Source organism: Pseudomonadota bacterium, from assembly GCA_039196715.1.
Taxonomy (GTDB): Bacteria; Pseudomonadota; Gammaproteobacteria; order CALCKW01; family CALCKW01; genus CALCKW01.
This window is the reverse complement of the sequence record JBCCUP010000004.1, coordinates 23,661-43,448: the sequence shown is the minus strand read 5'-3', so window position 1 is coordinate 43,448 and position 19,788 is coordinate 23,661. Positions and strand designations below refer to the sequence as shown.

Sequence of the window (19,788 nt, the reverse complement as noted above, 5' to 3'; positions counted from 1 at the left end):
TGGGGTTGATCTGGCGCGTTTTCAGCCGTGGCAGGGCGTCGGCAGGCGTCCGGCGGCCCACTGCGCCGAACGTGATCTGCCTCCCGACGGCCCAGTCCGCCACCGACGCGCGTCAACGGCATCAGGTGATGTTCGACGGCTGGGTGGAGGTGGAAACGCCGTTTGTCCACGGCGCCGCACCGGGCCCGGTGCGCGTGGAGAACACGTCGCCCGACACCGCGCGGTTTCAGACCACCCGCCGGATGGGGTGACCAGGTCTCCGGTCCGCTCACCCGCTGGGCAAGCGGCGAGCGCGGTTCAACTGAGCGAGGTTGGCAGCAGTCGTGCCAGCACCGATTCGTAGACGGCGGTGACCGTGGTGATGTCTTCGCAGGCGATCGCCTCGTCAATCTGATGGATCGTGGCGTTGCGCACGCCGAACTCGACGACCTGGGCGCCGGTGGGCGCAATGAAGCGGCCATCCGAAGTGCCACCGGCCGTGGACTGCGTGGTTGCGATGCCGGTTTCCGCTTCGATCGCCGCAGAGACTGCGTCGATCAACTGCACGGATTCGGTCAGGAACGGTTCAGCACCGCAGTGCCATTCGAGCGTGTAGTCGAGTTGGTGCGCGTCCAGAATCGATTCGACGCGCGAGCGCAACTGCGCCACGGTGGACGCTGTGCCGAACCGGAAATTGAAGTGCAATTCGACCGCAGCCGGAATGACATTGGTCGCTCCGGTGCCGGCCTGGATGTTCGAAACCTGGAAGGTGGTCGCAGGAAAGTGGGCGTTGCCGTCGTCCCAGCGCGTTGCGCTCAGCGCCGCGAGTGCCGGTGCGACCTTGTGCACCGGGTTGTCAGCGAGGTGCGGGTAGGCGACATGCCCTTGAACGCCCTGCACCTGCAAGTGGCCACTGAGCGAGCCGCGGCGGCCGACACGCAGGGTGTCGCCAACACGTTGATCGCTGCTGGGCTCGCCGACAATGCACCAGTCAATGTGTTCGCCGCGGGCTTGCAAGGTGTCGACAACGTGCCGTGTGCCTTCGACAGCAGGCCCTTCCTCGTCGCTCGTGATCAGCAGTGCAATCGAGCCAGGGTGGTTCGGGTGTGCGCGCACGAAACGCTCACAGGCGACAACCATCGCGGCAACGCCGCTCTTCATGTCGGCGGCGCCACGTCCGTGCAACACCCCGTCTTCGAGATGGCCGCTGAACGGCGCGTGCGTCCATGCCTCGAGTGGGCCGGTGGGTACCACATCGGTGTGACCGGCGAAGGCCATTACCGGACTGTCTAGGCCACGCCGCAACCAGAGGTTGGTCACCGGGCCACTCGGCAGCCACTCGGCCCGGAATCCCAACGGTTCGAGCCGAGCGGCGATCAGCGCCTGGCAACCCGCGTCTGCCGGGGTTTGCGAATCACGGCGAATCAGCTCTCGGCACAAGTCAACGGCATCGTCGATCGTCATAATGCAAGCTCGGTTGAAAGCGTGTGGACCAGCGTGTCACGCAACTTGTCCAAGTGGTTGGCGTCCGTCAAGGGCGCACCTTGCTGATCGGTGACGTAGAAGACATCCTCGGCTTTCTCGCCGAAGGTCGCGATCTTGGCGGCGTGGATGACGACACCGTGTTCCTTGAAGCTGCGCGCGATCTGGTACAGGAGGCCAGGGTGGTCGCGCGCAGTGATCAACACGGAGGTCATGGTGCGGCTGCGTTCGGTGCCGTAGGTGACCGTGGGCTTGAGGCTGAAAACGCGCAAACGCCGCGTGGCGATGCTCGGTTGCATCGGGTCGAGCGGCTCGGCATGCCGCGGCAGCGTGTCGAGCAGTCGCTGGGTGTCCAGCGCGTCCAGCGCGTCGCCCGAGGGGTTGACCACGTTGAACACATCGAATGCGTAGCCGCTGGCGGCGGTCATCACACGCGCATCGAGAATGTTCAGACCGAGTTGACACAGCAGGCCGGTGAGGTTGGCAAACAGCATGTCGTGGTCGGCGGTGTACACCGCGATCTCCGTGGTCTCTGCCACGGTGCGCACGTAGATGTGCTCGATCCGGGTGTCGGACTCGCGCCCGAGCGTGCGCATGTGCCAGGCGATTTCGTCGGCCGTGAATCGCAGGAAATAATCGTCGCCCAGCAGAGCTCGCATGTGGTCGAGCGTTGCGCTGTCGGCGTGGTCGGTGCGTTGGCTGCTGAGTTCGATGACTTCCTGTTGCCGTGACTCGGCAATTTGTTCGCTGTCCGGCACTTCGGCGAGGCCCTGCTCGAGCACATCGCGGGTCGAGAGGTAGAGTTGGGTGATCAGCTTGTTCTTCCAATCCGTCCACAAGGCGGGATCGGTCCCGCAGATGTCGGCCACAGTCAGCAGGTAGAGGTGATTCAGGCGGTTCAGCGAGCCGACCTCAACGGCGAAGTCGTGGATCACGGTGGGATCGTGAATGTCGCGGCGTTGCGCGACCAGCGACAACAGCAAGTGGTTTCGCACTCCCCAGACGGCGAGTGCCGTGTCTTCCTCGGTCATGCCGTGGTGCTGGCAGAATACGCGGGTGTCCTCGGCCCCGAGCACCTCGTGCGCGCCACCGCGGCCCTTGGCGATGTCGTGAAACAGGCCCATCACGTACAACACGTGGGGGCGTGGAATCAGTTTGAAGACCTCTGTGCACAGCGGGTGGGTTTCCGCGTGCTCGGGCACGGCGAACTGGCGGAGGTTTCGCACCACCATCAGTGTGTGTTGATCGACCGTGTAGATGTGAAACAGGTCGAACTGCATCAGGCCGACGATACGCTCGAAGTTCGGCAAGTAGGCTGCCAAAACGCCGAGTCGGTTCATGCGTGCGAGCTGGTGGGTCAGCCCATGCGGTTGGCGGAACAGGTCGATAAAAATACGCCGGGCTTGCAGTTCGTCCCGGAAGCCCGCGTCGATCAGGTGGAGGTGCTGCTGGATCAGACGGATCGTGCCGGCGCGAATGCCCTTGATATCAGGGTGCCTGGCCGAGATGTTGAAGATGTCGAGCAGCGCAGGCGGGTAGCGGTCGAAGACGTCGTCCGATCGGGCTTCGATGTAGCCGTTCTGCACCTGGAAGCGCTTGTCGAGGACGACGATCTGGCCGGCTTGCGGGTCGATGAACTCCTCGCGAAAGAGCTGCAGCAGCATCTCGTTCAGGCGGGTGACGTGGGTCACCACGCGGAAGTAGTTCTGCATGAAGGCCTCGACCGCGGCGTTGTCGGACGCACCGTCGCCGTTGAACGCGGCGGCCAGGCTGCGCTGGTGGTCGAACAGCAGACGGTCGTCGCCACGCCGCGCCAGCCGGTGCAACGCGAACCGCACGCGCCAGAGGAACTCGCGCCACTGACGCAGGGACGCCACTTCCTCGGCCGTCAACAGGCGGTGCAACACCAGCTCGTCCAGAGCCTCGCCGCCGAAGTGGCGCACCGCAATCCACCGGATGGTCTGCAGATCGCGCAGGCCACCCGGGCTCTCCTTGACGTTGGGCTCCAGTCGGCCGGCACTGTCGAAGAATTTGCTGCGGCGTTCCTGTTGCTCCTCGAACTTCGCGCGAAAGAAGGCCTCGGAAGGCCAGAGGTCGTCGCTCTGCAGCGCATCGCCAAGTGCCTGGAACAGTCGGATATCGCCGCACAGGCTGCGGGATTCGAGCAGGTTGGTCATCACCGTGATGTCGTTCGCCGCCTGTTCTCGGCTCTCTGACACCCGCCGCACCGAACTGCCGATATCGAGCCCGATGTCCCAGAGGCCGGTCAGGAACTGACTCAACGCGGTCTCGTTGAACGCGGTCTCCGGTGTGAGCACGCTGATGTCGACGTCGGACCCGGGGTGCAACTCACCGCGGCCGTAACCGCCAACCGCGATCAGGCACAGGCGCTCGGCGTCGTCGCCCAGGCGAAGCTGCCAGAGCCGCCTGAGTACCGCGTCGACGATGCGGGCGCGGGCGTAGACCAAGGTGGCGCCGTCGGCGCCGCGGTCGAAGGCGTCTTCCATCGCCTCGCGCGCACGGTCGAGCGCCGCCCGGAACGCCGCGTTGTCGACGCTGCCAGTGGCGTCGACCTCGGCGATGAGACCGGCTATCTGCGCGTCGAGTTGCACAGGCACGTCAGGGTTGGCCGGAGGCGCCCAGGGTCAGGATGTCACAGCCGTTTTCGGTGACCGCGATGGTGTGTTCCCACTGCGCCGACAGGCTGCGGTCGCTGGTGATCACGGTCCACTGGTCGCCCAGTACCTTCACCTTGCGTTTGCCGAGGTTGATCATCGGTTCGACCGTGAACACCATGCCGGTCTGCAATCGCAGCCCTTCGCCGGGTTTGCCGTAGTGCAGCACCTTGGGCTCCTCGTGGAAGGCCGTGCCGATTCCGTGCCCGCAGTATTCGCGAACGACCGAACAGCGCTCGGCTTCTGCGTAGCTCTGGATCGCGTGTCCGATGTCGCCAAGGGTGGCCCCGGCGCGAACGGCAGCCAGTCCGCGCATCAGGCTCTCGCGCGCCACGTCGCAGATTCGGCGCGCCGGCGCCGACACCTCACCCACCGTGTACATGCGGCTCGAATCGCCAAAATAGCCGTCCTTGATCACCGTGACGTCGATGTTGACGATGTCGCCGCGCTTGAGCCGCTTCTCGCTCGGAATGCCGTGACACACCACATGGTTGATCGACGTGCAGATCGATTTCGGGAAACCCTGGTAGTTCAGCGGCGCGGGGGTCGCCTGTTGATCGGAGGTGATGTGCTCGTGGCAGATGCGGTCGAGCTCGGCCGTGGTCACGCCGGGAACGACGTGATCGGTGATCAGGTCGAGCACCTCGGCGGCCAGTCGCCCGGCCGTGCGAATGCGCTCGATTTCGTCCGGAGATCGTAACGTGGTGGTCATGCGGGGCGGTCTGGGGTCTCTGTGTGTCCGGGCGGACCGGCTGTGGCCGGTCGCGGGATCGTCAATATCGTGACGTGGCAGGATATGTGCCCGTCGGGCGGTGCGCGCAGCCTTGCAGGGGCGGGTGTGCAGACGCGGTCCGGCCAGCCGGGCCGTGCCGCACGGCGCACCAACACCCTGCGCTGCGTGCTTGTTCAAGAGTAACAAATTCTGCTATAAAGCGCAGTTGGGCTATCCGGCCTGACCCACGCGGGTCGAAACGGAAATCCGCACACACCGTCCCCTGACGCGTTGGTGGGTGCCCGGCCTCGGCTCGGGTTGCCAGCGCAGGGCGGTGTGGTGGTCAAACCCGATACAAGAAGGAAACCCTCATGGCTCGTGTATCCATGCGCCAGATGCTGGAGGCCGGTGTGCATTTCGGCCACCAGACGCGCCACTGGTGCCCCAAGATGGCACCGTACCTGTACGGCGAACGCAACAAGATCCACATTTTCAACCTCGAGCACTCGGTGCCGGCCTTTGAAGATGCGTTGAACTTCATGGGCAAGCTGTCCGCCAAGGGCGGGCGCATCCTGTTCGTCGGCACCAAGCGGTCTGCGCGCGAAGCGATTGCGTCAGCGGCATCGGCTTGCAACATGCCCTACGTCGACAAGCGGTGGCTCGGTGGCATGATGACCAACTTCCGCACGGTCAAGCAGTCGGTTCGTCGGCTCAAGGAAATCGACCAGCAGATCGAGGACGGCGTCGAACAGCGCCTCAACAAGAAGGAATTTCTCGACCTCACGCGCGAGCGCAACAAGCTCGAGACCAGCCTCGGCGGCATCAAGGAGATGGAGCGCCTGCCGGACGCGCTGTTCGTTATCGACATCGAACACGAGAAAATCGCCATCGCCGAAGCGCGGAAACTCGGCATTCCGGTCATTGCCGTGGTCGATTCCAACTGCAACCCGGCTCCGGTCGATTACGTGATCCCGGGCAACGACGATTCGGTGCGCGCGATCAAGCTGTTCACCTCCGCAGCGGCCGAGGCCATCCAGGAGGCGAAGACCGCCAAGTCCGGTGGGCGTGATGGCGACTTCGTCGAGGAGCCGGCCGAAGCCGACGTGGCCCCGGCGGGCGAATAACGCAAGGTCCAACCTGGCGACCTCGCGCGCGGTGACGCGCGGACGAGGCGCCGCGCTCGCTGGCGCGTGTGCGCCAGCGGCGTTCTAACCCTGACGAGGAAGACGATGGCTATTGCCGCATCTCAAGTCAAAGAGCTCCGCGAGCGCACCGGCGCTGGCATGATGGAGTGCAAGAAAGCCCTGGTGGAAGCCGGCGGCGATATGGAAAAAGCGGTCGAGAACATGCGGATCGCTGGCCTGGCCAAGGCCGACAAGAAGTCCGGACGCACCGCGGCCGAGGGCAAGATCGTGGTCGCACGCGCCGCAGACGACAGCGCCATCGCGATGGTCGAGGTCAACTGCGAGACCGACTTTGTCTCGATGGGCGATGATTTCGTCGCTTTCGCGGACGCCGTTGCGCAGACCGTGCTGTCGCATGGCGCAGACCTCGACGCGCTGAACGCCGCACCGGTCGACGCCTTCGGTGGCGATGCGCTGAGCGATGTGCGTCAGGCGATGGTGGCCAAGATTGGTGAGAACATCCAGGTGCGCCGCGCCGTGTTGGTGTCGGCGCCCGACGGCGGCGACCTCGGAGTCTACCTGCACGGCGCGCGCATTGGCGTGGTCGCCGCCGTGTCCGGTGGTACTGCGGACCTCGCCAAAGACATCGCCATGCACGTGGCGGCGTCGAAGCCCGTGTGCGTCGACGCCGATGGCGTACCGGCCGAGACGCTCGAGAAAGAGCGGGCCATCCTGGTCGCCGAGGCCAAGGAGAGCGGTAAACCCGACGAGATCATCGACAAGATGGTTGAGGGGCGGATGCGCAAGTACCTCGCCGAGATCACCCTCGTCGGCCAGCCGTTCGTCAAGGACCCGGACCAGACCGTGGGCAAGCTGCTCGATGCGGCGTCTGCATCAGTCGCGGAGTTCGTACGCTTCGAAGTGGGCGAGGGTATCGAGAAGAAACAGGAAGATTTCGCTGCCGAGGTGATGGCCACCGCCAAAGGCGACGCCTGAGCCCGCATCGATCCGATCAAGGCCGGCACAATTGCGCCGGCCTTTCTTTTGTCCATACTTAACCGAGCTCGTGCAGCGCCGCCACCACCGCTGAGGTCTCCATGTCGAACGTCAAGCCCGTGTACAAACGCATCCTCCTGAAGCTCAGTGGTGAGGCGCTCATGGGGGATGAGAACTACGGCATCGACCCGAGCTTCATTCGTCGCATCGCCGAAGAGATCAAACAACTCAACGACATGGACGTTGAGGTGGCGCTGGTGATCGGCGGGGGCAACATCTTTCGCGGCGCCGGGTTGGCCGAGGCCGGTATGGAACGGGTCACCGGCGATCACATCGGCATGCTCGCCACCGTGATCAACAGCCTGTCAATGCAGGATTCACTCGAGAACCTCGGGGTGTTCTGCCGCGTGATGTCGGCCCTGCGCATCAACGACGTGTGCGAGGACTACATCCAGCGCCGGGCGGTCAGACACCTGCAAAAGGGGCGGGTGGTCATTTTTGCAGCCGGCACCGGGAACCCGTTCTTCACCACGGACTCCGCTGCCAGCTTGCGCGCGGTCGAGATCGGCGCAGACGCGATGCTCAAGGCGACGAAAGTCGACGGCATCTACGACAGTGATCCGGTCAAGAACCCCGATGCGGTCCTGTTCGACGAGTTGTCTTACGACGAGGCAATCGGTCGTAAACTGGGCGTCATGGACACCACGGCGCTGGTAATGTGTCGTGACAATGAGATCCCGCTGCGCGTGTTCAACCTGAACACGCCGGGGGAAATGTTGCGTGTTGTCAGCGGTGAAGCGGTCGGCACGACGGTCAGGTAGAACCCAATGATTGACGAAATTCTCGAAGACGCAGAGACGCGCATGGCGAAGTCCATCGTCGCGCTCAAGAAGGAGTTCACCCGCATCCGGACGGGCCGCGCGCACGCGAGCCTGCTCGACGGACTGGTGGTGGAGTACTACGGCGCAGAGACGCCGCTGAACCAGGTGGCCAACGTGTCTGTCGAGGACGCCCGCACACTGCTGGTCAGCCCGTGGGAGAAGACCATGGTCGGACCGGTGGAAAAGGCCATCATCGACTCGGATCTCGGGCTCAACCCGAACACCGCGGGCACCGCGATCCGCATTCCCCTGCCCCCGCTGACCGAGGAGCGGCGGCGTGAACTCGTCAAGGTCGTGCGCGCCGAGGCCGAGGGCGGCAAGGTGGCGGTGCGGAACATCCGTCGCGATGCCAACAGCGACCTCAAAGAGCTCGAGAAGGAGAAAGAGATCTCCGAGGACGAGCTGCGCCGCTCCGAGACCGACGTGCAGGCGCTGACCGACCGCTTCATCAAGGAAGTCGACGCCGCGCTCGCCGAGAAAGAAAAAGACCTGATGGAAGTCTGACGCGCCGACCGTGCAAGAGGACTGTGCCCGCACATGAACGCCCTGGCGACTGACAATCGAACCCCGGCGCCGCTCGCGTCGCTGCGCATGCCGGCGCACGTGGCGATTGTCATGGACGGCAACGGGCGGTGGGCTGAGCGGCGGGGCAAACCGCGCACCTACGGTCACCGGCGCGGCGCGCGAGCGGCGCGTGCCGCAGTTGAATTCTGTGTGCGCAACGGCATCCCCAATTTGACACTCTTTGCGTTCAGCAGCGAGAACTGGTCGCGCCCGGCTGAGGAAGTCAACGTGCTGATGACGTTGTTTCTGCGCGCGCTCAAGAACGAGGTGCGCGACCTGATCAAGTACGGTGTCAGGTTGCACTTCATCGGCGACCTGTCGCGGTTTTCACCGCAGCTGCAAGACGCTATGCACCAGGCCGTGCGCGACACCGAGGGCGGGCAGAAGCTGAACTTGCACATCGCTGTGAACTACGGCGGCCGGTGGGACCTCACCCAGGCCACGCGAAGCCTGGCCGAGCAGGTTGCACGCGGTGAGCTGGCACCTGATGACATCGACGAGGCGCGAGTGCGCGGTGCGCTGAGCCTCGCCGACGTCCCCGAGCCCGACCTTTTCATCCGCACGGGCGGTGAAATCCGCATTTCCAACTTCCTGATCTGGCAACTCGCCTACACCGAGCTGTATTTCACCGATGTGATGTGGCCCGATTTCGATGCTGCCGCCTTTCACACCGCGGTTGCGCACTTCAACGACGTGCAACGGCGTTTCGGGCAGACGGGCGAGCAGGTCCAGGCCAGTCAACGTGCTTAAACAACGGGTTATCACCGCGTTGGTACTGGTGGTCGTGCTGGCGTGGGCCGATTTCTTCTGGTCCAGCGTCTACTTTTCTGCGTTGATTCTGTTGGTCGCGTTGGCAGCGGCCTACGAGTGGTCGGCGCTGCAGGGCTTGAACGGTGCACTGCGCTGGTCTGCCGCCCTGGCGCTGACCGCGCTCAGTGGCGTGGCCGTGTTCGCCCTGGACAGTGCAGCACTGAGGCTGCTTTCCGGCATCGTGCTGGCCGTCTGGGTGGCCTTGGTGGTCTGGTTGTTCCGGATCGATCGCACGGCTGCGGTGTTGACGCCGCAACCGTGGCGCGGGCTCCTGGCAGTCGTGTTGTTGCCCACGGTCAGCGCGTTGCTGGTGGCCCTGCACGCAGTCGGTCCGTGGTTGCTGTTGTACGTACTGGCGATTGCCTGGTCGGCAGACATCGGTGCGTATTTCGTCGGCAAGCGCTTCGGTCACCGCAAACTCGCGCCGAACGTCAGTCCGGGCAAATCGATCGAGGGTTTTGTCGGCGGACTCGTGTGCGCGCTGCTGCTCGCGTTGCTGTCGCTCGCGGTGTTCGATGCGGCCTCCGCGTCGCCGGGCAGCTGGATTGCCGCGTCGGTGGTGGCCGCGGTGTTGTCGGTCGCCGGCGACTTGTTTGAAAGCACGCTCAAACGCGCAGCTCAGGTCAAGGACAGTGGCCGGATCCTGCCGGGGCACGGTGGCGTCCTCGACCGCGTCGACAGTTTGCTCGCTGCGGTGCCGGCCTTCGTCGCGCTGGCACCTGCGGTGTTGCGATGACGGCAGGCCTGCCGCTCGGCATCGGTGTGCTCGGCGCAACCGGGGTGATCGGCGCCAGCGCGTTCGATGTGGTCGCCCGTCACCCGTCGCGTTTCCGCGTTCGCGGGCTGGCCGGTGGTCACAGTGTCGAGGCGATGCGGGCGCTCTGGCTGCGTCTTGGCCGGTGGGTCGTCTCGATGGCGGACCCGTCGGCGGCCCGTGCTCCGGAGACGGCGTTGGCGGGCGAGGTTTCCGGCGTCGAGGTGCTCTCGGGGAATGCGGGCGTCAACGTGGTCGCCGTGTTTGGTGACGCCGACACCGTGCTGTCCGCCATCACCGGAGCGGCCGGCCTCGGACCGACGCTTTCACCGGCACGCGCCGGCACGCGGATACTGCTGGTGCACAAGGAAGCGCTGGCGCAATTGCGCTTCGAACAGCCGGACAGCACGGCCTCTCCCGCCCTGCGGTTGGCCCGCGAGGCCATGCGCACCGGCGGGACCGCGACTGCCGTGTTGAACGTGGCCAACGACATGGCTGTCAGCGCGGATCTCGCGCGTGAGATCGGCTTTCGAACCATCAGCGAGGTGGTGGATCACACCTTGCAGCGCAGTGAGGTCAAGGCGGCGAGGTGTATCGACACGGTGTTGGACGCCTACCGCCAGGCGCGTGAATTCGCAGCCGCGCACATCGCGCACCCGACAGTGGAAGCAACATGATTTCCAGTACGCTTTGGTATGCCCTGTCCTTCATTGTGGCGCTCGGCATACTGGTGGCCATCCACGAATACGGGCACTTCTGGACCGCCCGCACCCTCGGTGTGAAGGTGCTGCGCTTTGCCGTGGGCTTCGGTCGGCCGTTGTGGCGACGCGTCGGCGCCGACGGCACCGAGTACGTGATCGCGATGATCCCGCTCGGTGGCTACGTCAAGATGCTGGACGAGCGTGAGGGTGATGTCGATCCGCGGGACGCCGAACGGGCCTTCAACCGGCAGTCGGTCTGGACCCGCATCGCGATTGTGGCCGCCGGGCCGCTCGCCAATTTTCTGCTTGCGATTGTCGCGTATTGGCTGATGTTCGTCATCGGCATCTCCGGGCTCGCGCCGCGCATGGACACCCCGGTTCCCGGGTCAGCTGCCGACCGGGCAGGCCTCATGGCCGGCAGCCAGATCGTGGCTGTCGGTGAGCGTGACACGGCCAGTTGGGAGAGCGTGCGCCTGGCGATGCTCGACAGCGCGCTGGCCAACCCCACGGAACCGGTTCCGCTGCGCGTGCAGTTGCCCTCCGGGGGCGAGCGCTCGCACGCGCTCGACGTGGACGCCCGCGGCGCCCTGGAGTCGGGCAGCGACATCGTCTCTGACGCCGGGTTGCGCGCGTGGTTGCCTGCGCTCGACGCCGTGATCGATGTGGTCAGTCCCGGTGAGGCAGCCGAGCGGGCCGGGTTGCGCTCCGGTGACCGCATCGTTCGCGTGGACGGTCAGGCCATCGGCGACTGGGGCGACTGGGTCAACGTGGTGCGCAGCAGCCCCGGCGAACCCTTGCAGGTGGCGGTGTTGCGGGGCCAGGACACCTTTGACACCACCCTGATCCCGGGCAGTCGGGGTGAAGGCGAGGGGCGTTACGGTTTCATCGGCGCCTCGGCGCTGACGACCGATGCTTACCGCGAGGAGGTGGCTGCCTTGCAAAGCGTCGACCGCTACGGGCCGGTCGACGCGGTGACCAAGGCCGTTGCCCAGACCTGGCACATGACATCCCTGACGGTTCAGATGATCGCCAAGCTCGTGACCGGGCAGGCGGCGCTGGAGAACGTCAGTGGCCCGCTCACCATCGCCCAGTTCGCCGGCGAGTCGGCCCGCGTGGGGGTGGATCACTACCTCAAATTCATCGCGCTGATCAGCGTGTCGCTGGCGGTGCTGAACCTCCTGCCCGTGCCGGTGCTCGATGGCGGACACCTGCTGTTCTTTGCGATTGAGGCGGTCAAGGGCTCGCCCTTGTCGGATCGCATGCAGCTGCTCGGGCAACAGATCGGCCTTGCGTTGCTGGCGGGCCTGATGGGCCTCGCGTTCTACAACGACATTCTCCGATTGATTGGCTGACGCGCGTCGGCCCGCGTGTCAACTGGTCGTCATATCTTCTAAACTCTAGCGAGCCCGCAGGGTCCTGCGGTGCGCTGTCTGTCTCTGGAAAACGGGAACGATGACGAGATTGCTTGCTCGTGTGCTGTCAGCACTCGTGGTGCTGTCGGTGGCCGGAGCAGTGCAGGCCGAGTCCATGCGTGTTGAACGCATTGAGATCGAAGGCAATGTGCGGGTCAGCACAGGCACTGTCCTCAACTACATCACCGTGCAGGAAGGTGATGACATCGATCTCCAGCGCGACACCGGTCGCCTCATCCAGGACCTCTTCGCCTCCGGTCTGTTCGACAACGTGAGCTTGCGCCGCGACGCGGGCACACTGGTCGTCCAGGTGGTCGAACGACCTGCTATCGCGGCTTTTTCCATCGAAGGCAACAAGGCGATCCCCTCCGACACCTTGCAGGACCGGTTGCGCGACATCGGCCTCGTCCGCGGGCGCCTGTTCAACCGGGCGACGCTTGACGCGGTCGACCGCGAGCTTCGCGAGGTCTACTTCGACCAGGGCTACTACAGCCTGGAGGTCGAGACCGACGTCGCCGAACTGAACCGCAACGAGGTCGAGGTGGCGATCACCATCGCCGAAGGCGTGCGTGCGGAGATCCGCGACATCCGCGTGGTCGGCAACCGGGCGTACGAAGAGAGCACGTTGCTCAAGTTGTTCGAACACCGGGCCCGGCCCTGGAACCCGCTGAGCCAGCGCGACCGCTACAACAAGGCGACCCTCGACGGCGACGTCGAACGGCTCGAGGCGTTTTACCGCGACCGGGGTTACCTCAAGTTCGAGGTCGTCTCGACCCAGGTGTCACTGGGCGAGAACCCCGAAGATGTTTTCATCACCATCACGATCGACGAGGGGCCGGTCTACACGCTCGGCGACGTGCGGCTCGGTGGCGACTTTGCCGTGCCGCGTGACGACCTGCGCGCGGCCCTCACGGTGGCGTCGGGCGACATCTTCTCCCGGCGTGAGGTCAGTGCGAGTCAGGAGGCGATCGGAGACCGGCTCGGCGAGGACGGCTACGCGTTTCCAGACATCACGATCACCACCCAGGAGCACGAGGCCGAGCGCAAGGTCGACCTCAATTTCATCGTCTCCAGTGGTCGACGGTTCTACGTGCGTCGGATTCAGTTCAACGGCAACATCGGCAACCAGGACAGCGTCTACCGACGCGAAATGCGCATCGTGGAGGGCAGCCTGTTCTCACCGTCCTTGATCCGCCGGTCGCGCGAACGCCTGAACCGGTTGCCCTTTGTCGACTCGGTCGGCGTGCGCTCCGAGCGGGTGCCAGGCCGTGATGACATGCTCGACGTGGTTGTGACCATCAACGAGGGCGGGCCGGGCACCTTCACCGCGTCGGTCGGCTACGGCTCCAATGGCTTCCAGTTCGCGCTGAACCTCGACCTGCACAGTGCCTTCGGGTCCGGCAACAACGTCAAGCTCGGATTCTCCCGTTCCGAAACCACCGAGCGGATCAACGTCTCCTACCGCGAGCCCTACTACACGCTGGATGGCATCAGCCGCACCTTGTCGGCGGACTTCAAACGCACCGACACCGAGAACACCGAAACCACCGCCGAGTGGATCGCAAACTCCTGGGGCCTGGGTGCGGTCTACGGCATCCCGCGCAGTGAGTTTGCAACCCTGCGACTGGGCTGGGGCTACGACTCCATTCAGATCGATGAAACCGATCAGACCTCCACCGAGATCCGCGATTTCCTCGCCACCAACGGGGACCGGTTTGCCGGCTTGAATCTGACCCTGGGATACACCCACGACACCCGTGACCGGATTGTCTTTCCGAACGTCGGCACGATTCACCGTATCACCCTCAAGGGTGGAGCGCCGAACCACGACTACCCCTACTACAAGCTCGGCTACGGTTTCGACACCTACCGTCCGCTGTTCGGTGACACTGTGTTGAGTTTCGGTCTGAAAGCCGACTACGGCGAAGGGTACGGAGACGACTTCACGACCCTGCCATTCTTTGACCGGTTCTACGCGGGCGGCCCCGATTCGGTGCGTGGTTTTCGCAACAGCAGCCTTGGGCCGCGCGATTCACAAGGCGACGCGGCTGGCGGTGATGTCGGACTCGAGGCCACACTCGCGTTGCTGTTTCCGCCGCCGAATCTCTCCGGCGCGGAGGAAACCATCGGACCGCGTCGCACGCGCATGAGCCTGTTCATTGACGCCGGCAACGTGTTCACCGACGCCGACAGCTTCGAGGCGTCCGAGTTGCGCCTGACCTACGGCGTGGGTTTCACGTGGTTGTCGCCCATCGGGCCGCTGAAGTTCAGCCTTGCAAAGCCCTTCGACGAGGAGCCGGATGATGAACTTGAGGCCTTCCAGTTCAACATCTCGTTCTGAATCTGCGCCGCGAACGGCCTCTGTCGGTGGCCGGTTTTGGTAGACTGGCGGTGTCCTCCAGTGCCGGGTATGCCATGGCCAAGCAGTTTGCCGTTGCCGTTGTCGTGTTGTGCGCGCTCGTGCTCGGGCAGCCGGCGTGGGGCGCGGACGGCGCCCGGATCGGGTTTGTCAACGTCGGCTACCTGATCGACAACTCACCGCAGGCCGCGGCTGCCACCAAACGACTCGAGCTCGAGTTTCAACCGCGGCAACGCGAGGTTGCCGAGACAAGCGGCTTGCTCGACGCGTTGCGTGAGGAGGCCACCAACGCGGAAGACGGCGCCGAGGAGACCGTCGAACTGCAGCGGCGTATCGTCGAGCTGGAACGCCGTCTTGTGCGCACCGAACAGGCCTTTCGCGAGGACCTCAACATCCAGCGCAACATCGAATTGCGTAACGTTCGCGAAGAGGTATTGCAGTCGGTCGCGGCTTTCGCCAACGCGCAGGGCTTCGACGTCATCCTGACCGACGGCGTGGTGTTCGCGAGTGAGCGGGTCGACGTCACCGAGCGCGTGCTGCAACAGCTCCGCGAGCAGAACTGAGTGGCTCGCACCGTCACGGCTGAGGAGATCGCGTCGGCCCTCTCCCTGACCGTCTCCGGCGATCCGACACGGCGCGTGTCTGCGCTCGCCCCGTTCGACACGGCGACCGCCGATGACGCCACCTTTGTCGACAATGAGAAGCTCGCCACCGAACTGCCGGGCTCGTCGGCGGGCGTTGTCATTGTCCGCCCGCAGTTCGACCAGGCATGTTCGGCGACGCGGCTGTTGAGCGACAACCCACGGCTCGACTATGCGCGCCTGACGCAGTGGTTGTACCCCGCGCCCGCCGTCGTCCCGGGTGTGCACCCGAGCGCGAGCGTCGCGGACACCGCTGAGGTTCACGCGACGGCGTGCATCGGTGCGCACGCGGTGGTCGAGGCCGGTGCGCAGGTCGGCGCGGGCTGCAGCATCGGGCCGCAGTGCTTCCTTGGCACCGATGTCGTGGTCGGCGCGGACACACGCTTGCACCCGCGCGTGACGCTGTGTGATGGCGTCAGCCTCGGTCGGGCCTGCACCGTGCACAGCGGTGCCGTGATCGGTGCGGACGGGTTCGGCTTTGCGCCTGACCGCGCGGGCCATTGGCACAAGGTGCGGCAGCTCGGCAGCGTGCGCATTGGCGACAGCGTCGACATCGGCGCAAATACCACCATCGACCGTGGCGCCATCGACGACACCGTCATTGGCGACGGCGTGATTCTCGACAACCAGATTCAGATCGGCCACAACGTGGTGATAGGCGAGCACAGTGCGCTCGCCGGGTGCACGGGTGTGGCGGGCAGTACGCGCATCGGCAAGCGCGTGCAGATCGGTGGTCACAGCGCGATCCTCGGGCACCTCGACATCTGCGACGGTGTGGTTTTGCTCGGCCACTCCGTTGTCAGCGGCAGCATTGCGTCACCCGGTGTCTACTCCTCGGTCATGCCGGTCTTGCCGGTGCGGGTCTGGCGCCGTCTGGTTGCACGCTTTCGGCGACTCGATCGGCGCTGACGAAACGGCCTCGGCTGGGGTTGGTGTGGCCCGCGTCTGTCGGCACAAACGGCGGGCGGCTATACTCTTTTGGACGCACTGTCGGTCGCGCGCGCACCGACCGACCCGGTGCGGGCCACCCCGCCACAGCCTCAGCCGGATCCCCGCCGATGGAACTGACCGACATCCTCACACACCTGCCGCACCGTTACCCGTTTCTGCTGGTCGATCGGGTCGTGGACATCGACGTCGGCGTGTCGATCAAGGCGATCAAGAACGTGTCGGCGAATGAACCGCAGTTTCAGGGGCATTTTCCCGACCTTCCGATTTTCCCGGGTGTGCTCATCCTTGAAGCGCTTGCCCAGGCCTCGGCACTGTGTGCCTTCCGGGCAGCGGATGGCAGTGCCCTGGGTCAGCTCTACCTGTTCGTCGGTATCGACAACGCACGGTTCAAACGGCAGGTCGTGCCGGGCGACCAGCTGGTGTTGAACGTCGGGGTGATCAAGTCGCGCCGCGGCATCTGGCGGTTTCAGGGCGAGGCCACGGTCGATGGCGACGTCGCCGCCACTGCCGAGCTCATGATCGCCGTCCAGGACAAGCCCGCATGATTCACCCTACCGCGGTGGTGCACAACGGAGCCCAAGTCGACCCGAGTTGCGAGGTGGGCGCCTACAGCGTCATTGGCGATCGGGTATCGCTTGGACCCAACACGGTGATCGATCCGCACGTGGTGATCGAGGGCCCGACCCGCATCGGTGCGCACAATCGGATTCACGCGTTCGCGTCCGTTGGCGGCGCGCCGCAGGATCTGAAATTCGATGGCGAAGAGACCTGGCTCGAGATCGGAGACCACAACACCATCCGTGAGTACGCCACGATCAACCGCGGCACCGGTCAGGGCGGTGGCTATACCCGCCTGGGCGACCACAACCTCTTCATGGCGTACACGCACATCGCCCACGATTGCCAGGTTGGAAACCACGTGGTGTTTTCAAACGGCGCCTCGCTCGCAGGCCACGTCGTTGTCGAAGACCACGCCACCTTGGCGGGGTTTTCCCTGGTGCACCAGTTCTGTCGGGTCGGGTGCCACAGTTTCGCGGGCATGGGCTCGGCCATCAATTGCGATGTGGCGCCCTACACGCTGGTGTCGGGCAACTTTGCCAAGGCGCGTGGCATCAACCTCGTCGGTCTGCGTCGCAAGGGCTTTGCGCGGGAGACGCTGTCGGGGCTCAAGCGCGCTTACGCGTCCTTGATCCGCCGGCACGGCGACCGTCAACAGGCGCTGCAGGACATCGACGAGCTGGTGCGGGCACACCCGGAGGTGGCGCATTTTGCCCAGTTCGTTGCCTCGAGTACGCGCGGCGTTGTGCGTCACAACACGCGCAAGGCACCGTCAGAGGCCTGAGCCGGTCTCGCCTCCGCGCGCCGGTGTGGCGAGCTGCTCGATAAGCTGACCGACCCGCGCTGACGCACCGGGTGCGCCCATGCGCGCACTGACGTCTGCAAGGTCGCGCCGCACCGTGTCGGCGTGCGTCGGGTCATCCAGCAAACGCGTCAGTTCAGCGCACACCGCATCCGGGGTCGCTTCGTTCTGGATGAGCTCGGTGACGATGCCGCGCTCGGCGACGATGTTCACGAGACCGATGTGGGGTATGCGCACCAGGCGCGAGAGAATCGCGTAGTTGACCGCTTGTACCTTGTAGAGAATCACCATCGGCACCCCGAGCAGGGCGACCTCGAGGGTTGCGGTGCCCGAGGCCACAGCCACGGCGTCGCACGCGGTGATCGCCACGTGCGTGTTGCGTCTGACGACCTGCAGCGGCAGCTCGGCAAGTGCGGGGTGGGCATCGAGCAAGGCGTCGTCAAGCGCGTCAGCGAGGGGCAGGACGAATCGCAGTGTCGGATCGCGCTGCAACAGCAACCGAGCGGCCTCGATCAACACCGGCAACAGGCGATTGAGTTCGCCGCGTCGGCTGCCGGGCAACAGGCCGATCACCCGGGCGTCGTGAGGGAGATCGAGTGTGAAGCGGCAGTCAGCGCGCTCGAGGTCGCGGGGCACCTCATCCATGAGCGGGTGACCCACATAGCTCACGGGGATGTGCTCGGCTTCGTAGTACTTGGTCTCGAACGGGAACAGCACAGCCATGTGTGACACCAGGCGGCCGATCCGCTTGATGCGGCCGGCTCGCCACGCCCAGATCTGCGGGCTGATGTAATACAACACCGGAATGTTCAGTGAGACCGCGGTCTCGGCCAGCTTGAGGTTGAAATCCGGGTAGTCGACCAGCATCAGGAGGTCCGGTTTCTCCTCTGCCAGAAGCGACCTCAGCAGGCGCAGCTTGCGCTTGAATTCCGGGTAGCGTGCGAGCACCTCGACGATGCCGATCACCGCGAGTTCACGGTTGTCGACATCCAGGCGCATCCCGAGCTCTTGCAAGCCCAGCCCACCCATGCCGAAGCACTGTGGGTGCACGCCGCGCGCCTGCAGTGTCTTCAGGGCGTTGGCGGCATGCAGATCGCTGCTGGCTTCGCCCGCGCTGATCATCAGTTTGAAGCTCAAGGCGTGATCTCGTGACCGCCACGCAGGTAGCGGCGCGGCACCCTGGCGCTGATGCCTGCAAGAATGTCGTGCGCGATGGTGTCGGCGTGCTCGGCGACATCACAGACCGTCAAGGCGTCGCCCATCAGCGTGACGGTCTCGCCGTTGGCCGCCTCGTCTTCGCCGACGTTGACCATGATCTGGTCCATGCAAACGCGCCCGACCACAGGGTAGCGCTTGCCCCGAATCAGGACCTCGCCGCGGTTCGACAGCCGCCGCGGGTAGCCATCGGCGTACCCCACGGGAACGGTCACCACGCGGGTGTCGGTTTCGCTCTGCCAGGTGCACCCGTAGCTGACCGGGTGGTCGGGTTTGACCACCTTGGTGAACACCACGCGAGATTCCCACCGCATCGCGGCGTGCAAGCGCACGCAGTCAGCCAGGTGGGGGGCGGGCAGGGCGCCGAACAGGGCCTGGCCGCAGCGCACCATGTCGAGGTGGGCGTCGGGCAGCGCCAGCGTGGCAGCCGAGTTGGCGATGTGTCGGAGCGGCTGATAACCAAGGGTGTCACTCAGTGCTGCAACGCAGTCGTTGAAACGGGCAAGTTGGAGGTGTGTGTAGCTGAGGTCGGCGTCGTCGGCATTGGCAAAGTGGGAAAACACCCCGGCGATGTCGCAGTGCTGCGCCCGTTTTGCCGCTGCAAAGAGCGCTTCGGCGTTGTAGTAGTGGGTCCCGATTCGCTCCATGCCGGTGTCGATTTTCAGGTGTACCGTCGCACGGACACCGAGCTCGCCCGCAACCCGGTCGATGTGCATCAGTTTCGCCACCGATGACGCCGCCAGTTGGATGTCGTGCGCAAGAAAATCTGCCACCTGCTCGAGCACCACACCGCCGAACACCAGCATCGGCGTCCGGATGCCGAGCGCGCGAATCAGCAGGGCTTCTTCGAGATAGGCGACGCCGAAGTAAGCTACACCCGTGCTGGCCAGGTGGCGTGCGACCACGCCGATGCCGTGGCCGTACGCGTTGGCTTTGAGCACCGCCATGGACGGTTGACCGGCGTGGCGGGAGAGGCTGTCGTAGTTGGCGGTGATCGCGTCGAGATCGACATCAAGGCGGGTGGGCCTCGCCGTGCTGGCGGGGACAGTGTAAGCGCTGAGGAGGTCGGTCACGGGCGGGTTCTCGGGCATCTATACTCAGTGACGTGCTCAGCGAGCGAACAAGCGCGCTCATCGAGCAACACTGACAGCTGGCCTGCAAGTATTGCATCG

19 protein-coding genes are annotated in these 19,788 nt (G+C 64.9%); 14 read left to right on the top strand and 5 right to left on the bottom strand.

Annotated elements, in window-relative coordinates; translation table 11 throughout:
* Window positions 1-71: 71 nt before the first annotated feature.
* Window positions 72-251 (top strand): hypothetical protein, encoded by a 180-nt coding sequence (locus AAGA11_03045; GenBank protein ID MEM9601819.1) that lies wholly within the window; start codon window positions 72-74, stop codon window positions 249-251.
* A gap of 46 nt (window positions 252-297) precedes the next feature.
* On the opposite strand, the gene dapE is transcribed toward AAGA11_03045, so the two are convergent.
* Genes dapE through map form a run of 3 tightly spaced genes read right to left on the bottom strand, consistent with a single transcriptional unit; the run spans window position 298 to window position 4,848 of the window.
* On the bottom strand, window positions 298-1,443 hold the full coding sequence (gene dapE, locus AAGA11_03040) for a succinyl-diaminopimelate desuccinylase (GenBank protein ID MEM9601818.1): 1,146 nt from the start codon (window positions 1,441-1,443) through the stop codon (window positions 298-300).
* On the bottom strand, window positions 1,440-4,079 hold the full coding sequence (glnD, locus tag AAGA11_03035; protein ID MEM9601817.1) for a [protein-PII] uridylyltransferase: 2,640 nt from the start codon (window positions 4,077-4,079) through the stop codon (window positions 1,440-1,442). The genes dapE and glnD overlap by 4 nt, the downstream gene beginning before the upstream one ends.
* A gap of 1 nt (window position 4,080) precedes the next feature.
* Window positions 4,081-4,848 (bottom strand): type I methionyl aminopeptidase, encoded by a 768-nt coding sequence (gene map / locus AAGA11_03030; protein ID MEM9601816.1) that lies wholly within the window; start codon window positions 4,846-4,848, stop codon window positions 4,081-4,083.
* A 371-nt stretch (window positions 4,849-5,219) separates the two neighbouring features.
* Between map and rpsB the strand changes: the two genes are divergently transcribed.
* The 13 genes from rpsB (at window position 5,220) to lpxA (ending at window position 17,383) form a co-directional block, all read left to right on the top strand.
* Complete coding sequence (rpsB, locus tag AAGA11_03025) at window positions 5,220-5,972, top strand: 30S ribosomal protein S2 (protein ID MEM9601815.1); 753 nt, start codon at window positions 5,220-5,222, stop codon at window positions 5,970-5,972.
* Window positions 5,973-6,077: 105 nt separating this feature from the next.
* Window positions 6,078-6,968 (top strand): translation elongation factor Ts, encoded by an 891-nt coding sequence (tsf, locus tag AAGA11_03020; protein ID MEM9601814.1) that lies wholly within the window; start codon window positions 6,078-6,080, stop codon window positions 6,966-6,968.
* A 101-nt stretch (window positions 6,969-7,069) separates the two neighbouring features.
* Entirely contained in the window at window positions 7,070-7,789 is a 720-nt protein-coding gene (gene pyrH / locus AAGA11_03015) for a UMP kinase (protein MEM9601813.1), read from the top strand.
* 6 nt (window positions 7,790-7,795) lie between these two features.
* A complete protein-coding gene (gene frr, locus AAGA11_03010; protein MEM9601812.1) occupies window positions 7,796-8,353 on the top strand; it encodes a ribosome recycling factor in 558 nt (185 codons plus the stop codon).
* A 33-nt stretch (window positions 8,354-8,386) separates the two neighbouring features.
* Window positions 8,387-9,163 carry a polyprenyl diphosphate synthase gene (gene uppS / locus AAGA11_03005; protein MEM9601811.1) on the top strand — a complete coding sequence of 259 codons (777 nt, stop codon included), beginning with the start codon at window positions 8,387-8,389 and terminating at the stop codon, window positions 9,161-9,163.
* A complete protein-coding gene (locus tag AAGA11_03000; protein ID MEM9601810.1) occupies window positions 9,156-9,959 on the top strand; it encodes a phosphatidate cytidylyltransferase in 804 nt (267 codons plus the stop codon). Before uppS ends, AAGA11_03000 begins: the two co-directional genes overlap by 8 nt.
* The gene (locus AAGA11_02995) at window positions 9,956-10,654 is read left to right on the top strand and encodes a hypothetical protein (protein MEM9601809.1); all 699 of its coding nucleotides are present in this window, start codon (window positions 9,956-9,958) and stop codon (window positions 10,652-10,654) included. The genes AAGA11_03000 and AAGA11_02995 overlap by 4 nt, the downstream gene beginning before the upstream one ends.
* Complete coding sequence (gene rseP / locus AAGA11_02990) at window positions 10,651-12,030, top strand: RIP metalloprotease RseP (protein ID MEM9601808.1); 1,380 nt, start codon at window positions 10,651-10,653, stop codon at window positions 12,028-12,030. The genes AAGA11_02995 and rseP overlap by 4 nt, the downstream gene beginning before the upstream one ends.
* Window positions 12,031-12,130: 100 nt before the next feature.
* Window positions 12,131-14,431, top strand: coding sequence for an outer membrane protein assembly factor BamA (gene bamA / locus AAGA11_02985; GenBank protein ID MEM9601807.1), 2,301 nt, complete (start codon window positions 12,131-12,133; stop codon window positions 14,429-14,431).
* Between the two features lie 74 nt (window positions 14,432-14,505).
* Entirely contained in the window at window positions 14,506-15,012 is a 507-nt protein-coding gene (locus AAGA11_02980; protein MEM9601806.1) for an OmpH family outer membrane protein, read from the top strand.
* Complete coding sequence (gene lpxD / locus AAGA11_02975; GenBank protein MEM9601805.1) at window positions 15,013-15,999, top strand: UDP-3-O-(3-hydroxymyristoyl)glucosamine N-acyltransferase; 987 nt, start codon at window positions 15,013-15,015, stop codon at window positions 15,997-15,999.
* A 149-nt stretch (window positions 16,000-16,148) separates the two neighbouring features.
* Window positions 16,149-16,586: a 3-hydroxyacyl-ACP dehydratase FabZ gene (gene fabZ, locus AAGA11_02970; GenBank protein ID MEM9601804.1), complete on the top strand. Its 438-nt coding sequence runs from the start codon at window positions 16,149-16,151 to the stop codon at window positions 16,584-16,586.
* Window positions 16,583-17,383 carry an acyl-ACP--UDP-N-acetylglucosamine O-acyltransferase gene (gene lpxA, locus AAGA11_02965; GenBank protein MEM9601803.1) on the top strand — a complete coding sequence of 267 codons (801 nt, stop codon included), beginning with the start codon at window positions 16,583-16,585 and terminating at the stop codon, window positions 17,381-17,383. Before fabZ ends, lpxA begins: the two co-directional genes overlap by 4 nt.
* Here lpxA and lpxB read toward each other — a convergent pair.
* Together lpxB and alr are read right to left on the bottom strand one after the other, a co-directional pair.
* On the bottom strand, window positions 17,372-18,538 hold the full coding sequence (gene lpxB / locus AAGA11_02960; GenBank protein MEM9601802.1) for a lipid-A-disaccharide synthase: 1,167 nt from the start codon (window positions 18,536-18,538) through the stop codon (window positions 17,372-17,374). The two genes, lpxA and lpxB, sit on opposite strands and share 12 nt — an antisense overlap.
* Window positions 18,535-19,689 (bottom strand): alanine racemase, encoded by a 1,155-nt coding sequence (alr, locus tag AAGA11_02955; GenBank protein MEM9601801.1) that lies wholly within the window; start codon window positions 19,687-19,689, stop codon window positions 18,535-18,537. The genes lpxB and alr overlap by 4 nt, the downstream gene beginning before the upstream one ends.
* Window positions 19,690-19,788 lie beyond the last annotated feature (99 nt).

What these genes read in the sequence shown, in the direction of transcription:
- dapE (MEM9601818.1), bottom strand. Translation starts at nt 1,443, where the DNA reads ATGACGATCGACGATGCCGTTGACTTGTGCCGAGAGCTGATTCGCCGT.
- map (MEM9601816.1), bottom strand. Translation starts at nt 4,848, where the DNA reads ATGACCACCACGTTACGATCTCCGGACGAAATCGAGCGCATTCGCACG.
- rpsB (MEM9601815.1), top strand. Translation starts at nt 5,220, where the DNA reads ATGGCTCGTGTATCCATGCGCCAGATGCTGGAGGCCGGTGTGCATTTC.
- tsf (MEM9601814.1), top strand. Translation starts at nt 6,078, where the DNA reads ATGGCTATTGCCGCATCTCAAGTCAAAGAGCTCCGCGAGCGCACCGGC.
- pyrH (MEM9601813.1), top strand. Translation starts at nt 7,070, where the DNA reads ATGTCGAACGTCAAGCCCGTGTACAAACGCATCCTCCTGAAGCTCAGT.
- frr (MEM9601812.1), top strand. Translation starts at nt 7,796, where the DNA reads ATGATTGACGAAATTCTCGAAGACGCAGAGACGCGCATGGCGAAGTCC.
- uppS (MEM9601811.1), top strand. Translation starts at nt 8,387, where the DNA reads ATGAACGCCCTGGCGACTGACAATCGAACCCCGGCGCCGCTCGCGTCG.
- AAGA11_02995 (MEM9601809.1), top strand. Translation starts at nt 9,956, where the DNA reads ATGACGGCAGGCCTGCCGCTCGGCATCGGTGTGCTCGGCGCAACCGGG.
- rseP (MEM9601808.1), top strand. Translation starts at nt 10,651, where the DNA reads ATGATTTCCAGTACGCTTTGGTATGCCCTGTCCTTCATTGTGGCGCTC.
- bamA (MEM9601807.1), top strand. Translation starts at nt 12,131, where the DNA reads ATGACGAGATTGCTTGCTCGTGTGCTGTCAGCACTCGTGGTGCTGTCG.
- AAGA11_02980 (MEM9601806.1), top strand. Translation starts at nt 14,506, where the DNA reads ATGGCCAAGCAGTTTGCCGTTGCCGTTGTCGTGTTGTGCGCGCTCGTG.
- fabZ (MEM9601804.1), top strand. Translation starts at nt 16,149, where the DNA reads ATGGAACTGACCGACATCCTCACACACCTGCCGCACCGTTACCCGTTT.
- lpxA (MEM9601803.1), top strand. Translation starts at nt 16,583, where the DNA reads ATGATTCACCCTACCGCGGTGGTGCACAACGGAGCCCAAGTCGACCCG.